The following is a 14,869-nucleotide window of genomic DNA, read 5'->3' on the forward strand; positions in this document are numbered from 1 at the left end:
ACGGTTGCGATGCTGCAGCGTCAGGAGCTGGGACCTGGCAGGCGTGAAACCAGACTGAGGCCGACATCCATCGCTTCCAATTGAAAGTGCGGACGAAGAAAGAAGCGCGCGTTGTAATATCCCGGGTTCTCCTCGTTTGCTATGACCTCTACCTTCGCAGCGGCCAGCGGCTTGCGCGCTTTCTGAGCTTCTGACGATAGGGCTGGGTTGGCATCAACGTACTCGTTGATCCAGGTTTGCAGCCAGACCGTCAGCTCATCCTTCTCCTTCATGGATCCGATCTTGTCGCGAACCATGCACTTCAGATAGTGCGCAAAGCGAGACACTGCGAACATGTAGGGCAGACGTGACGACAGGTTGTCGGACGCGGTTGCATCCACGCCCTTCTCGCCGAAATACTTCTTCGGCTTGTAAAGCGACTGGGCGCCGATGAAGGCGGCCTTGTCGGTGTTCTTGCGATGGATCAGCGGGATGAGACCCGCCTTTGCAAGTTCGTGCTCGCGGCGATCGCTGATGGCGATCTCGGTCGGGCATTTCAGATCGACGCCACCGTCGTCGGTCGGGAATGTGTGCGTCGGCAGATTGATGACCTCTCCGCCGGATTGCACACCGCGGATGCGCGTGCACCAGCCGAACTCCTTGAAGGCGCGGTTGATGTTGACCGCCATCGCATAGGCCGCGTTGATCCAGCCGTATTTGTCGCCGGTGTGCCCGTCTGTCTCCTCCTCGAAGGCGAACTCTTCCACAGGCTCCGATTTCGCGCCGTAGGGGAGGCGACCCAGCGCGCGCGGCATGCACAGGCCGAGATAACGCGAGTCGTCCTGGTCGCGCAGTCCCTTCCATGCGGCATATTCCGGCGTGTCGAACACCTTGCCGATATCGCGAGGGTTGGACAATTCGGTCCACGAGTCCATTCCCATCAGCGTCGGCTCGGCGCCGCTGAAGAAGGGGGCGTGTGCGGCGCCGGCGATCTTGCTGAGATCGCGCAGCAACTGCACGTCGGTGGGGAGGTGGCTGAAATAGTAGTCGCCGATAAGGCAGCCGAACGGCTCGCCGCCCAACTGGCCGAACTCGTATTCGTAGATCTGCTTGAACAATGGGCTCTGGTCCCAGCGCGCATCGGGGTAAAGCCGCAGATTACGATACAGCTCGGTCTTCGAGACGTTCATGACCCGGATCTTGAGGTTGGCGTCGGTCTCCGAGTTGAAGACGAGGTAGTGGAGGCCCCGCCAAGTACTTTCGATCGCCTGGAATTCGGGTGCGTGAATGATCTCGTTCATCTGCGCGGTCAGCTTCTGGTCGATCCGCGCGATCATCTCCTCGATCGTGTCGAGCACGTCCGACTTGATGACGCTCGAGTCTTTCAATGCCTCTTGAACGAGCGTGGATACCGCGTTGTCGACCTCGGTCGCTGCGCGTTCGGTGCGCGGTTTGAAGCTTTGCTTCAGCAGAGTGGCAAACTCGTCAGCTTCGACGGTCTTGACCTGGGTGGTGCTCTCTTTGTGAACAGCTTCTTTTGCCATGGTCCCCGTTCCTTCCTTAGCTCTCGGTGCCAGGTTCGATCGACTGGCTGATCGCGCGTTCCCGAAGCGCTGCCATCAGTTGAGGATCGGCCAGAAGTTTTTTCAGCTGATCCTCGGCGGCTACCTTGCCATCCATGTAGCGCAGCAGGTTGGCAAGTTGTTCGCGCGCCTCGAGCAGCTTGGCTGTAGCCGGCACCTGGCGGGCGACGGCCACGGGAGTGAAGTCGGCCATCTTGTTGAAGCGCAGATTGACCGAAAGTTTTTCGTCTGATCCGTCGCTGAGACGATTGGCGACGCGCGCCGTCACGCCGGGCTGGATTGCCGCCATGCGGCTGTCGAAATTGTCCATATCGAACTCGAGGAATTTGCGCTCCTCGACCTTCGTCTTCTCGACGCCGGGGTTATTGCCGGAAAGGTCGGAGAGGACGCCCATGACGAACGGCAGTTCGATCAGCCGCTCGGCGTCGTAAGGATCTTCGTATGTGATGTGCACGCGTGGTGCGCGATTTCGACGAATGAATTTTTGACCGCTATCTGTAGCCATGGTTCCCTCACTACGAAATCGCTTTAGACGTCGAATTTGCGCGACGCAGATCGGCTAGGGGACTTCAAGTTGCTGCGGTCGGCAAACATCCTTGTGTCCATTTAGTGCCCTCGAGCGAAAGCTGGGTTCAATGCGATCTGTCGATTGTTTTAAGCGCTCCCTCAGGAAGAACATCATTCAAAAGGCTGAGAAAGTCTCGTTGCGCGAGGTCGCGCGCGCGATCTGCCAAAAAGGGGATGGGGCTGGACGGCTCTGCGGTTCGGAAAAACGACGCCACCTTCGCCAGCAGGCCCAAGGCTTGCGTTCTGCTTTCCACTGAAAATACAATGTCTTGGGTGTTGTTCTCGGCCGTCGATGAGAATGACGTGGCGAGTTCCGCCATCCGTTCGATCGGCAGGTCGAAGACCTTGTCGCGTCCGATGTTGATCGCAGCGCTCCCCACGTGCGCAGGCACCAGCATCCGCATGACTTCAATAAATGACTTGCCGACCATCTCCTGCGCTTGACGCACCAGCAACAGTGCCGGGTTGGACGGTTCCATTCGGGCAAAATAGTCTGCCACTGCTGCAAGCGCTGCAGATGCCTGTGCGGATGAAGTCACCACACCGGTCGTGTCTGACGGCGCCTGTGCATCGACAGGACCGACATCTTCCGCGGTTGCGGCGATCGCGGCCGGATCGCGCGACGCGACAAGACCCGCAAGCCAGGCAGCCATGCCGTTAACCAAGCCAGAGAGCCTGTCGAGGCTGATCGGTTGCCCCGCGTTCAACTTCTCGTGCCAGGTCTGCTTGATGGCCGCGATTTCAGCAGCGACCGCAGAGCACCGCCCGCTGGCTGCCTTGAGAGTGTCGAGATCTGTCTCGCTGACGATGCGCTCGATGGCCGCCAGATCAGGCCCGTCGGCGTCGGCGTCGCCGGCGGGAATTTCGCCGTGAGCGATCTGATAGGCACGGTAGTTGAGGTTGCCGTGTCTGCGGTTCTCGATCAGGGGAAGGAACTGGAGCGGGTTGATCACGGTCGGGAACACGTCGATTGCCTCGACTGTGACGGCGCGAAGTGCGTAGTCGCCGTCCTCGCCCTTCGGATGCACCGCTTCCCACTGCTCGCGCAGCAGCAGGTTGGTCGCCTTCAGGCAGCAGAGAAAGCCGTCGAGATCGCGGTTGAGGATTGAAAATTTGGCCAGCAGCAGGTTCAGACGCAGATCGCGGGTACGCGCCAGAATGGGCTGCGCGGCGGCAAACTGGCCGGCAAAATCGACCGCTTTTGGATCGAAGCGTCCACGCTCTCCGTTGGCATTGACGACCTCGAAGAACGACATCGGTAGCAGCGATTCCGCACCTGCGAAGAAGTTCAGATATTGGACGTCTCCGATGGCGTCGAGATCCGGTCCGCAGGGATCGTCAGCGGCAATGGGCTGCGTCAGGGAGGCGACGTCAAGCATATGCGGACCGTCCATCTGCTCGATCACGGCCCCGCTGCCGAGCCCGTGGCGACTAGGGGATCGCGCGGGGGCGCATGATCCGGAATCTATACCTATGGGTCAGATGCCTGCCGACCTTGGTTCATTCCCGAAGATCATGCCATTTTCGCGTGAACCGGCAAGCTCTTGGAGCCGACTACTTGATGGCCCGGGGTAGATCTTTGGCGGCCGTTGTGGAACGTCAGGAAGCCCAGCCCTGGGGCGGGCTTGCCGGCACAGCCGGCGGCACGCAGGATTTCCGTCGTTCTTGCATAACGTCTGATCAGCTTTTTTGCAGCGGGTCATTCGATCGAAGGAGGGAGTTTAAGCCCACATGGGCCAGCTTACTCAGGATACCCGCCTCTGCGAACTCAAGACGCCTCTTGGCAAGGACGTTTTGGTTTTTGCCGGATTCGAAGGCTCGGAAGGTCTCAGCGAACTGTTCGAGTATCGCATCGAGTGTCTCAGTGAGGATGCCGACCTCGACTTCGACCGCGCTATCGGCCAGCAGTGCACGCTGACCATAAAGCTGCATGAAAAGGAGCGCGAGTTCAGCGGCATTCTGACGGAGGCCCAGTGGCTCGGGGTGAAGAACGACTATTTCAGCTACCGGATCGTGCTGAGGCCCTGGTTATGGCTGTTGTCGCGAACCACCGATTGCCGGATCTTTCAGGACAAGAAGGCGCCCGACATCATCAAAGAGGTCTTCAACGAACGCGGCTTCACCGACTATGAATCCAAACTCACCGAAGAGGGTTCTTGTCCGAAGCTCGAATATTGCGTTCAGTACCGCGAGACCGACATGAACTTCGTGTGCCGGCTGATGGAGCAGCACGGCATCTACTACTTCTTCAAGCATGAGGGCGGCAAGCACACGCTGGTGTTGGCGGACTCCAAATCGTCGCACAGTCCGATCAATGGTCTTGCTACGATTCCCTACATCCCGCTGGCGGGTGCCGACCGCGCGAGGCGAGCAGCACATCTATGAATGGGTATCGGAGCGGCGATTTCGTACCGGCAAGATCGAACTCAACGATTACAACTATCAGAAGCCCAACGCTCAGATGATCAGCGACGCCAAGGGCTCCGAGCATTACACTCGGTCGGAGATGGAGTTTTACGACTATCCCGGGAAGTTCAAGGAGAAATCCGACGGGGAGCGCTACGCGAAGATCCAGCTCCAGGCAGAGCAAGCGATGGATCGGCGTCGCCGCGGCAATGGCGACGCCGTCAACCTGTTCCCTGGCGGGCTGACGAAGCTCGAAAAGCACTCCAAGGACTCGCAGAACGTCGAATACCTCGTGGTGCGAGCTGTGCACTCGTTCTCGATCGAATCCTATCGCACCGGCGGTCCGAGCGACGCAGGGCAACACGTCTATTTCGGCAGCTACGAGTTCTTGCCTAGCGATCGGCCGTTTCGAGCGCTGATGATGACGCCGAAGCCAAGAATCAACGGCATCCAGACGGCCAAGGTGGTGACCAAAGACGATAATTCGAGCGAGGAAATCGACGTCGAGTCCCTGGGCGAAATCTATGTCCGCTTTTTCTGGGATCGGAAGAAGAAGCGGTCGTGCCGGTTGCGCGTGGCTCAGGTTTGGTCTGGCAAGCGCTGGGGCGGTCAGATCATCCCGCGCGTCGGACAGGAAGTCGTTATCGAATTCCTGGAGGGGGATCCGGACCGGCCCCTGGTGATCGGCACCGTGTACAACGACGAATACAAGCTGCCCTACGATCTGCCGTCGAAGAAGACGATCGGGGGATTGAAGTCGGACTCCACCAAAGGTGGCGGCGGCTTCAACGAGTGGAGCTTCGAGGACAAGAAGGGATCCGAGAAGATCACGGTGCATGCCGAGAAGGACCACGACGTAACGGTCCGCGACACCGAGACACGTACCATCGGCGAAGCTGCATTTGGCGGCGACACGCGCAACACCACGCTCAAGAACGGCAATGATAAGCTCGATATCCAGTTGGGTGGTCAGCACATCACTTTGGCCATGGACCAGTCTGTCAATGCAGGCCTCAGCATCACGCTCATGGCCAATGCGAACATCACCCTACAGGTGGGTCCTAGTCAGATCATCCTGACCCCGGCGGGCATCGTCATCAACGCGCCGACGATCGCCATGACGGCGCAGGCCGGCATGGCGCTTGCTGCCGGTGGTCCGCTGGTCGCCCACGGTACTCCAACCCTTGTTGGTTGACGGTCATGGGACAAGTTCGGTTCGGTACGGTTCAGGATCTGTTTCAGGCCTATCCCTTGGCGCGTTATGATGTCGGCAAAGCCGACGCTGACAAGCCTTCGCTGGACTTCCTTCAGGAGGCCGCCGATGCGCGGAATTGGCACCCGGCCGTGTCTTACTGTGCCTATCTGCTTCCCAGGCGCGTAGCAGTTGCCTGGGGATGTCGCTCTCTGCGACTGATGTTCGACCATTTCGACGCCAGCGATACCAGGTCGCTCAATATTGTGGAGACCTGGGTCCGGCAACCGGACGAGCAGTCCCGGAACAAGGCGCTGGCTGTCGGCAATGCCAATGATCCCGAGCAGCCGGCGACATGGCTGGCGCTGGCGGCCGGCTGGTCCGGCGGAAGCGTGGTTCCCCCGGAATTTGCGCCCGTGGAAGCTAAGCCAGATCAGGCCGCGCGGGCGGTGCGTGCAGCACTGCTGATCGGCCTCTGCCGGCTCCCCCGTGACGCCCGGGACCGGATAATGACGTCATGCCTAGAGGATGGTATTCAATTGGCACGCGGCGAACCGCGCCCTCCGCGCTAACGAGACGATGTGATGGTGCTTCGCTTTAATATCGAGAACGAACCGAACCTTCCGGATGGCGGACCTGTGTCGTTTACGGTCACCGGCAGGCGTTCAGTCGATATTGGCCGGGACCGTCACCTCGACTGGACGCTGCCGGATCCGGCGCGGACGATTTCCGGAAAGCATTGCGAGGTGCACTTTCGCGACGGTGGCTATTGGCTGCACGACGTTTCGACCAACGGCACCTTTCTCAATGGTGCCGACCAGCGCATGCGGGGGCCGCACCGCTTGCGCGACGGTGACCGACTCACGATCGGCCACTACATCATCGGAGTTTCGCTGGAGAATGAGGCTGGCGGGGGCAGCCCAAACCACGAGGCGCAACTGCGCGAACCCTCGGTCCAGCAGCATGCCGACTACGGAGAGCTTTGGACAGCCGATCGTGACATTCCGCCGCCGATCGATCCGCAACTGCTGAAGAAGCCACGCGAGGCTGCGCGGCCCGTCAATCCGGGGTTCCTGGATTGGGCGGCGAGCGTCCCGGCACCTGGTGTAGACCCATTCCGACGGTCACAGCCGGCGTCTCCGTACCAACCGTCCGAGCAGGACGACGACATGAACTGGGCAGCCGGTCCAGCCAACGCGCCGAAACCGCAAGTCGAGCGCCCGCCCATCATGCCGACCCCACGCCGGCCGTCGGTATGGATTGATGATGAACCAGCCGCTGCCCAGCCGCCAGCATCGCCATCGCGCCCGGCGCAAGCGGCAGACGAGGGACCTGTCACGGCCAAGCCAGTCGGCGGTCCCGAGTTCGCGCGACTGGTGGCGCGCGCTGCAGGATTGCCGGACAATTTCTTTGCCAGCAAGTCCGATGCCGAACTCGCCGAACAGCTTGGCGTCATCTTGCGTATGACCGTGGATAATCTGATGGCGCTGCTGCAGGCGCGGACCCAAGCCAAGCAGCTGACCCGTAGCACTAGCCAAACCACCGTCCAAGCCCTCGAAAATAATCCGCTGAAGTTCTCGCCGACCTCGGAAGAAGCGATGCGCATTCTCTTTGGGCCGCCGACGCGCAGCTACCTCGACACACAGCGCGCCTTTGCGCAGGGCTTCAGTGATCTCAAGTCACATCAGTTGAAGACCTATATGGCGATGCAGCACGCTGTCCATGAACTGATTGCGGGCATAGATCCGACGCTGATGGCCCGCGAGCTCGAGCTTCAGCGTGGCGCAAGCTCCTGGCTCGGCACGAACAAGGGCAAACTCTGGGACGAGTTCTTGACGCGGTGGAAGGCGCATCTCGGCCGCGACAACAGCGCGCCGATCGAAACCTTTATGTTGCATTTCTCGAACTATTACGACCGCGGTGACAAGCCCGGTTCAAAGTAAACTATCGGCGACCACGCGGCTGCCGACAATTTCTAAGTGGATGTAGGAATGTCTTGGTACAGCAAAGTTTTCTGGTCGGAAGGTCTGTTTCTGCGGCCGCATCATCTGCAGCAGAACGACCGCTACATCGAACACTTGCTGGAAAAGCGCGTTCGCTACACGACACCATACCCGTGGGGCTTTGCCCAGCTGGAGATCGACAAGGATCTTACCGAACAGAGCAAGTTCGCGGTGCGCAATGCGTCCGGCGTCATGCCGGACGGTACGCCGTTCGATATCCCTGCGGACAGCCAAATTCCCGAAGCGATCGATGTGCCGGAGACGGCGGCAGGCCAGGTCGTCTGGCTGATGATGCCGGTCGCGGCGCCAAACACCCGCGAGGTCGACGAGGATCGCACCGACAGCGCCAGTCGTTATGTTCGTAGTTCGGAAACCTTCATTGACTCGACCTCTGCGCTACGCATCGAGGAAGAGATCGACATCGCTTATCCGCGCTTGTCGTTCGAACTGCGCAAGAGCAGCAAGCCCGGATACATGGGCCTCGGCATCGCGCGCATTCTCGAGGTGCGCGACAAGAACATCCTGTTCGACGATAAATTCGTGCCGCCGATGCTGATCTGCGCCGCGCATCCGATCATCGATGGCTGGCTCAACCGCATCATCGGCTGGGTTGAGACGAAACTCGACGAGCTGGCGCGTTACGCGGTCGATCCGTCATCCGGCGGTGGGTTGCAGAGTGTCGACTATCTGGTCCTGCAAGTGCTGAACCGTACCATTCCCGTCCTGACTCATTTCCAGCGCTCCGGCAGCGTGCACCCCGAGCGCCTGTACGAGGAATTGCTGAGATTCGCGGGCGAACTTGCGACATTTTCTACGGCGGAACGGCGGGCGCGCAACTATCCGGCTTACGATCACGACGATCTCGAGAACGTCTTCACACCCTTGGTGAGCGACATCCAGGACTTCTTGAGCGCGCGATTGGGCCGGCGGGCAATCCGCCTGGAGATCATCGAGCGCGCACAGAATGCGTTCGTGTCGCCGATCCGCGATCGCGCGCTATTCCGAAACGCGACCCTGGTGCTGGAGGTTGCCGCACGGCGGCCGCTCGTGGAGATCCAGAACGATTTCCCGCACCTGTTCAAGGTCGGGCCGAACACCAAGATGAACGAGATCGTGCACGCAAACCTGCCGGGCCTGACCTTGGCGCATTTGCCGACGCCGCCGCCGCACATCCGGGCCATCACGGATCACGTCTATTTCTATCTCGACCGCAAGTCGCCGCTGTGGCCCGAGTTCAGCACGGCGGCCTCGATCGGAATGCATTTCTCCGGCGACTGGCCGGAGCTTGAGCTGTATCTTTGGGCCATCCTGGAAGACAGGCCATGAGCGACAGGGACAAGCCGGTCAATCCTTTCGGTCGGGGCGAACGGACGATCATCCGTCCCAACCCCGGCGGGAAGTTGCCGCCGGCGCCGACCTCTCAGCCTCCGCCGGGCGAGGGCCCTGCGGCACGTCCAGGCTATTCGCCATCACCGGTACCCTCTCCCGGCGCGCCGGCGCCACCGTCATCATTTTCTCCTGTCCCGCAGGGCTCGAACTACGCCTCCGCGCCGGCCAGCCATCCCGCTGAGGAATGGATATCGACACCCGCGCCAGCCCAGGCGCAGCAGCCCATGCTACCGCCGGGACCGCCGTTGCGCGTCGACGATCTCGTCGCGCCAAATGCCAATCCAGTGATGCGCGCTGCGGGCCCGTTGCTGCAGCTGCTTGGTCGGTTGCGGGTGGCGCTCATGCGCGCGTCATTCGCGAGTTTGATGGAGCAGGTTGCAGACGCGATCAAGTTCTTCGAGAAGGACATCCGTTCCGCGGGCATATCCGAGCACCAGGCCAACACAGCGAAATACATCCTGTGTGCCACTGCCGACGATATCGTGCAGCACATCCCGACCGAGGAGCGCCACGTCTGGACGCAATATTCGATGCTGAGCCGGTTCTTCGGCGAGCGTGTCGGCGGCGTCCGTTTCTTTGAGATTCTCGACCATTTGAAGGTTGATCCACTGGTCAACTATCCGGTCCTCGAACTTCAGCACGCCTGCCTTGCGCTTGGTTTTCAGGGCATTCACCGGACGTCAGGGGGCGGACTTGCGAACCTGCAGCTGATCCAGCGTAACCTCTATGAATTGCTGCGCCGGGTCCGGCCGAAGACGATGAGCGACCTGTCGCCCAACTGGCGCGGGCAAGCGCTGGCGGGGCGCCGGCAGCGTCTGCGCGTTCCGGTCTGGCTCGTCGCGGCTGTCGTGGCCGCGCTGCTGACCGGGTCCTACTTCGTCCTGCGGACGCTCCTCGCTGGCCGGGCAGAGAATGCTGCCGAGGTGGCGCTCGCGCTCCATCCGGCCGGCCCGATCGAGCTCAAGCGCCAGATCGTTGCACCGCCGCCGCCGCCGCCACCTCCGCCGCCACCGGATCGCATCACCCAGTTGCAACGCATCCGCAACGCGCTCGCGAAGGAGAACACCGCCTGTGCCATGACGGCGGACCAGACCCCGAGCTTCATCGTGATCAGGGTCTGCGACCTGGCGTTGTTCGCGTCGGGCCAGGCGACCATCCTCGACGGCTTCAAGCCGATCGCACTCCGCGTCGCGGCAACCCTCGACAAGGAGCCGGGACGGATCCGGGTCGTTGGCCATACCGACAGTTCGCCGATCCGCACAGTCCGCTTCCCGACAAATTTCGAGTTGTCGGTCGAGCGCGCCAAGGCGGTTGCCGCGGCACTGAAGCCTGGCTTGACCGATGGTTCGCGCGTCGACGTCGAGGGCAAAGGAGCAGATGCGCCAATCGGTAGCAACACGACACCCGAGGGACGCGCCAAGAACCGGCGCGTCGAGATCTTTATCGAACGCAGCGAATAGGCAGATACCGCCGGGTCAGGTGGTTTGCGACAGGTACGGTTAGATGCTTGCCAAGGACATTCTTCGCATCGTTCTCTACGGAGTAGGGCTCAGCTCGCTCGGAGCGGTGATCTATCTCGCCGGTCCCTTCATCGCGTTCGGCGACTGGCGGCCGCTGGAGAACCATATCGTCCGGCAGATCGCTATTCTGCTGCTCACCACGGTCGTGGCAGGCATTGTTGGCCTCAATCTGTTCAAGCGGCGCAAGAGTGCCAAGGAGATTGCCGATGGCATCGCTGGTGCGGACCAGCCCGTCAGCGATGAACCGGTGCTCAAGGAGCGCATGAAGGATGCGCTCGCGACGCTGAAGACCGCCAGCGGCAACAAGTCGGGCTATCTCTACGATCTGCCGTGGTACGTCATCATCGGTCCCGCCCGGAGCCGGCAAGACCACGGCGCTGGTCAATTCCGGGCTCAAATTTCCGCTCGCGCGCGGGGCGACGCCCGCAGCGATCGCGGGGGTCGGCGGTACGCGCTACTGCGATTGGTGGTTCACCGAGGAGGCGGTGCTGATCGATACCGCCGGCCGCTACACGACCCAGGACTCCAACAGCAAGGCCGACAAGGATAGCTGGCTGGCGTTCCTGGACATCCTGAAGAAAAGCCGGTCGCGCCAGCCGATCAACGGCGTCCTTGTCGCCATCAGTATCGAAGACATCCTGACGCTGCCGAAGCAGGAACTCGCACTTCACGCCGATGCCATTAGGATGCGCCTGCTCGAGTTGCATCAGAGGCTCAAGGTCAGCTTCCCGGTCTACGCGCTATTTACCAAAGCCGATCTCGTTGCCGGCTTCACCGAGTATTTCGCCTATCTCGGCGAGGCCGGCCGCCGCCAGGTCTGGGGTGCCACGTTCCAGACCGCAGACAAGACCCAGAATCTGGTGGGGCAGATCCCGGTCGAGTTCGACCGTCTGCTGGAGCGCCTGAGCGAGGAGACGCTCGACCGTCTGCAGGACGAGCCGACGCCCCAGCACCGCGTGCAATTGTTCGGCTTTCCGGCACAGATGGCGCGGCTCAAGCCCCAGATCCACGACTTCCTCAACCAGATCTTCGAGCCGACGCGCTATCACGTGAACGCGAACCTGCGCGGTTTCTACTTCACCTCGGGTACGCAGCAGGGCACGCCGATCGACCAATTGATCGGGTCGCTGGCACGTACGTTCGGCGCTGAGGAGGTCGGTTCCGGATCCTATTCGGGCACGGGCAAGAGCTTCTTCCTCGCCGATCTGATTTCCAAGGTCATCATCGGCGAGGCCGACTGGGTCTCGACCGACCGTGCCGCGGTGCGCCGCGCGCTGATCCTGAAAACCGCGGCCCTGTCATTGATCGGCCTGGTCTCGATCGGACTGATCGCAGCCTGGCTGATGAGCTACAAGCGGAACTCCGATTTGATCGAGCAAAGCCTGCAGGCGGATAGCGAGTATGCGGCCGCCGGCGCACCACTTATCAAGCAGACGCTGATTGCCGATCATGATCTCGACAAGGTGCTGCCGCTGCTCTACCGGCTGCGCAACGCCCCGGCAGGCTACGGATCGCGCGGCGAGTCGGTGCCTCTGTCGGCTCGCTACGGGCTCAGTCAGCGCGCCCGGCTGCTGTCGCCCTCGAAGGCGGCCTATCATACGGCGCTTGAGCGCATGTTCCGGCCGCGCCTGCTGTATCGCCTCGAGGAGCAGCTCAATGCGCGCATCAACGAACCTGCCTTCGTCTACGAGGCGCTCAAGGTCTATCTGATGGTCGGCGGCCTGCAGTCGCCGGACCGCGAGCTGATCCGCTCCTGGATGCAACGTGACTGGGCGGACAACCTCTATCCTGGCGCCACCAACGCGGAAGGGCGGCGTCTGCTCGACGAGAACCTCGTGGCAATGTTCGACCTCGAGACCGAGCAGCAGCCGCTGGTCGAACTCGACGGCCGGTTGATCAAGCAGGCCCAGAGCTCCTTGGCGCGCCTGAGCGTGTCGCAACGTGCCTACGAGTTTCTGAAATCGGAGGCTCGCGCATCGACCGCTGGCGACTGGATCGCTAGCCGCCATGGCGGACCCGACATGGGTGTCGTGTTCGAAACCACGACGGGGCAGCCTTTGGACGCGGTGCGGGTACCTGAGTTCTTCACGTATAACGGCTTCCATCAGAAGTTCGTCGCCCGGCTGTCCGGATTGTCTGAGCGGATGAAGCGGGAGCGATGGGTTTTGGGTGATGCAGGCCAGCAGTCGGCCATCGACCAGCAGTACGACAATCTGGCCGGCGATCTGCTCAACATCTATTCCAACGATTTCGTGACGACCTGGCGAACGGCGCTCGGGAGCCTGCGCCTGAAGAAGCTGCTCGCCGACAAGCCGAAATACGAGGTGCTGCGGGCGCTTTCGGCGCCGACCTCGCCGATGCGGCAAATTCTGGAATCGGTGCGCGATGAGACGGTGCTGACCAAGGAACGGGCGAAGCCGGCGAACGCTTCGGCGCCAGCTGCCGCACCGGCGCCGGCACTCTTCACGAATGCCCAGGATGGACCGCCTGGCGCGACGATCGAGGCACAGTTCAAACCTTACCACGCGGCGCTCGAAGGCGAGAGCACCCGCCGGCCGATCGACTCGACCGTCGCGAACCTGAACGACATCGCGCAGAACCTGACGTTGATCATCGAGAATCCCCAACTGACAGCACAGGCCACGGCTGCGCTTCAGACCCAGGTCGCAGCGCTCCGCAACAATGCCTCGCGCATGCCGCCGCCATTCTCCGACATGCTGCGCGCTGCAGCCGCGGAGTTCGAAGGCAGCATCGCGGCTTCAACCGCTGGGCAAATCCTGCAAACGTTGCGCGATCAGGTCACGCCGGTCTGCCAACAGACCGTGACCAACCGCTACCCGTTTGTCCGCAGCAGCGGCCAGGAAGTCCCGCTGGCGGATTTTGCCAAATTGTTCAGTCCGAACGGCGTTATGGACAAGTTCTTCACCCAGTACCTGGCACCTTATGCCGACACGTCGCGGTCGGACTGGGCTTGGCGCAAGGAGAGCCCCGTTGGTCGGTCGTTCTCGCCCGACACGCTCAAACAATTCCAGAATGCGGCTTATATCCGGGATGCGTTCTTCCAGACGGGCGGCGGTGTGCCCGCCGTTTCTTTCGCGATCCGGCCTCCTGGGGCACCGGGGCCAGGCGTGACCGTTAAGACCGAGATCGGCGGCACCACGATTGCGAGCCCAACCATTCCCGGACCGGCCACGTCGTCCTTGTTCGGCGGTCCGCAACCGACGCCACCGCCACCACCACCGCCTCAGAGCAACTCGCCAACGACCGTCCTATGGCCGGGCCCAGCGCCGCGAACGGCAATTTCAGTTAGTAACGACACCGGCGCGCCATCCGTGCTCGAGCGCATTGGTCCCTGGTCGTTATTTCGGATGCTAGAGGCGGGCTCATTGGTTGTGAAAGCGGAAACGGCCAGCGCGACTTTCATCGTCGCGGGGCGCGAGCTCAACTATCAAATTTCGACTGGGTCGTTGCGCAACCCGCTGAATCTGTCAGTGCTGCGCGAGTTTCGTTGCCCGACCGGGATATGACCATGCGTTGCGGGCTATTCGGCAAGATCGGCGCCAAGCGCGATTTCATCGCGATCGCGACCCCGCGCAGCTTCCTGGAAGCCTGGGAGCCGTGGGTACAGGCCGCGCTGTCAGCAAGTCGCCACCAGCTTGGCCCAGGATGGCAGCAGGCCTTTCTGACCGCTCCGGTCTGGCGGTTTTGGCTCGGCGCCGCGATCTGCGGCACGACAGTGGCGGGTGCGATCATGCCCTCGCTCGACGGGGTGGGGCGATACTATCCCTTGACCCTGCATGCGGTGACCGGCGAGGCCGTCTCGCTGCCGCCGCCGAGCATTGATCCGCAGGACGAATGGTTCGGGCAAGTGGAGGCGTTCATGCTTTCGACCCTGGATCGGGCGGCAACCTTCGAGCAGATCTCCGATGCATTGGATCAGCTTGCGGTGCCACGACTGCAGGAGACCATCGCCGGCGGTCCGGCGATCACGTCGCTTGGTAGTGCGACAATGGGAAGGGCTTCGGCGGTCGACGCCTTCGCGGGGTCGTTTGCAGCACTTTGCGCCGCCAACCCACAGGTCTACGCCGCGGCCAGCTTCTGGTGGACCGCCGGAGGGGAAGGCTTTCCGCCAATGGCGCTGAGTTGCCGCGGATTACCAGATCCGTTTCACTACATCACGCTGCTGACCGGTGATCTCGGCCACGCGGCATCCGGGAATGGATGACACGC

Annotated in this window: 8 protein-coding genes and 2 pseudogenes; 7 read left to right on the plus strand and 3 right to left on the minus strand. The window is 61.7% G+C overall.

From position 1 onward, the window contains the following. Window positions 1-20 precede the first annotated feature (20 nt). The 3 genes from tssC to ACVJ5M_RS13915 all read right to left on the minus strand — a co-directional run bounded on the left by tssC (window position 21) and on the right by ACVJ5M_RS13915 (window position 3,508). Entirely contained in the window at window positions 21-1,523 is a 1,503-nt protein-coding gene (tssC, locus tag ACVJ5M_RS13905; RefSeq protein ID WP_071911365.1) for a type VI secretion system contractile sheath large subunit, read from the minus strand. Window positions 1,524-1,539: 16 nt separating this feature from the next. Then, a complete protein-coding gene (tssB, locus tag ACVJ5M_RS13910) occupies window positions 1,540-2,067 on the minus strand; it encodes a type VI secretion system contractile sheath small subunit (protein WP_085402422.1) in 528 nt (175 codons plus the stop codon). Between the two features lie 127 nt (window positions 2,068-2,194). After that, window positions 2,195-3,508, minus strand: a complete 1,314-nt coding sequence (locus tag ACVJ5M_RS13915) for a type VI secretion system protein TssA (protein WP_085402486.1) — start codon at window positions 3,506-3,508, stop codon at window positions 2,195-2,197. 352 nt (window positions 3,509-3,860) lie between these two features. Here ACVJ5M_RS13915 and ACVJ5M_RS13920 point away from each other — a divergent pair. From ACVJ5M_RS13920 to tagF, 7 genes and pseudogenes are all read left to right on the plus strand, one after another. Beyond that, window positions 3,861-5,730 (plus strand): annotated as a pseudogene (locus ACVJ5M_RS13920) (type VI secretion system Vgr family protein). 5 nt (window positions 5,731-5,735) lie between these two features. Further along, window positions 5,736-6,299 carry a DUF6931 family protein gene (locus ACVJ5M_RS13925; protein ID WP_063981818.1) on the plus strand — a complete coding sequence of 188 codons (564 nt, stop codon included), beginning with the start codon at window positions 5,736-5,738 and terminating at the stop codon, window positions 6,297-6,299. Between the two features lie 12 nt (window positions 6,300-6,311). Continuing rightward, a complete protein-coding gene (gene tagH, locus ACVJ5M_RS13930) occupies window positions 6,312-7,670 on the plus strand; it encodes a type VI secretion system-associated FHA domain protein TagH (RefSeq protein ID WP_063981819.1) in 1,359 nt (452 codons plus the stop codon). Between the two features lie 48 nt (window positions 7,671-7,718). After that, window positions 7,719-9,056, plus strand: coding sequence for a type VI secretion system baseplate subunit TssK (gene tssK, locus ACVJ5M_RS13935; protein WP_014493496.1), 1,338 nt, complete (start codon window positions 7,719-7,721; stop codon window positions 9,054-9,056). Further along, window positions 9,053-10,579, plus strand: a complete 1,527-nt coding sequence (gene tssL / locus ACVJ5M_RS13940) for a type VI secretion system protein TssL, long form (protein ID WP_063981820.1) — start codon at window positions 9,053-9,055, stop codon at window positions 10,577-10,579. Before tssK ends, tssL begins: the two co-directional genes overlap by 4 nt. Before the next feature lie 43 nt (window positions 10,580-10,622). Then, window positions 10,623-14,166, plus strand: a pseudogene (gene tssM, locus ACVJ5M_RS13945) (type VI secretion system membrane subunit TssM). Beyond that, window positions 14,163-14,864, plus strand: a complete 702-nt coding sequence (tagF, locus tag ACVJ5M_RS13950) for a type VI secretion system-associated protein TagF (protein WP_063981822.1) — start codon at window positions 14,163-14,165, stop codon at window positions 14,862-14,864. The pseudogene tssM and the gene tagF overlap by 4 nt, the downstream one beginning before the upstream one ends. The last annotated feature ends 5 nt before the right edge of the window (window positions 14,865-14,869 follow it).

It is taken from the genome of Bradyrhizobium sp. S3.7.6 (assembly GCF_054061875.1).

Bases quoted from the DNA above. Each gene is read 5' to 3' on its own strand.
- tagF (WP_063981822.1), top strand. From the start codon at position 14,163: ATGACCATGCGTTGCGGGCTATTCGGCAAGATCGGCGCCAAGCGCGAT.
- tssC (WP_071911365.1), bottom strand. From the start codon at position 1,523: ATGGCAAAAGAAGCTGTTCACAAAGAGAGCACCACCCAGGTCAAGACC.
- tssL (WP_063981820.1), top strand. From the start codon at position 9,053: ATGAGCGACAGGGACAAGCCGGTCAATCCTTTCGGTCGGGGCGAACGG.
- ACVJ5M_RS13915 (WP_085402486.1), bottom strand. From the start codon at position 3,508: ATGCTTGACGTCGCCTCCCTGACGCAGCCCATTGCCGCTGACGATCCC.
- tagH (WP_063981819.1), top strand. From the start codon at position 6,312: ATGGTGCTTCGCTTTAATATCGAGAACGAACCGAACCTTCCGGATGGC.
- tssK (WP_014493496.1), top strand. From the start codon at position 7,719: ATGTCTTGGTACAGCAAAGTTTTCTGGTCGGAAGGTCTGTTTCTGCGG.
- tssB (WP_085402422.1), bottom strand. From the start codon at position 2,067: ATGGCTACAGATAGCGGTCAAAAATTCATTCGTCGAAATCGCGCACCA.
- ACVJ5M_RS13925 (WP_063981818.1), top strand. From the start codon at position 5,736: ATGGGACAAGTTCGGTTCGGTACGGTTCAGGATCTGTTTCAGGCCTAT.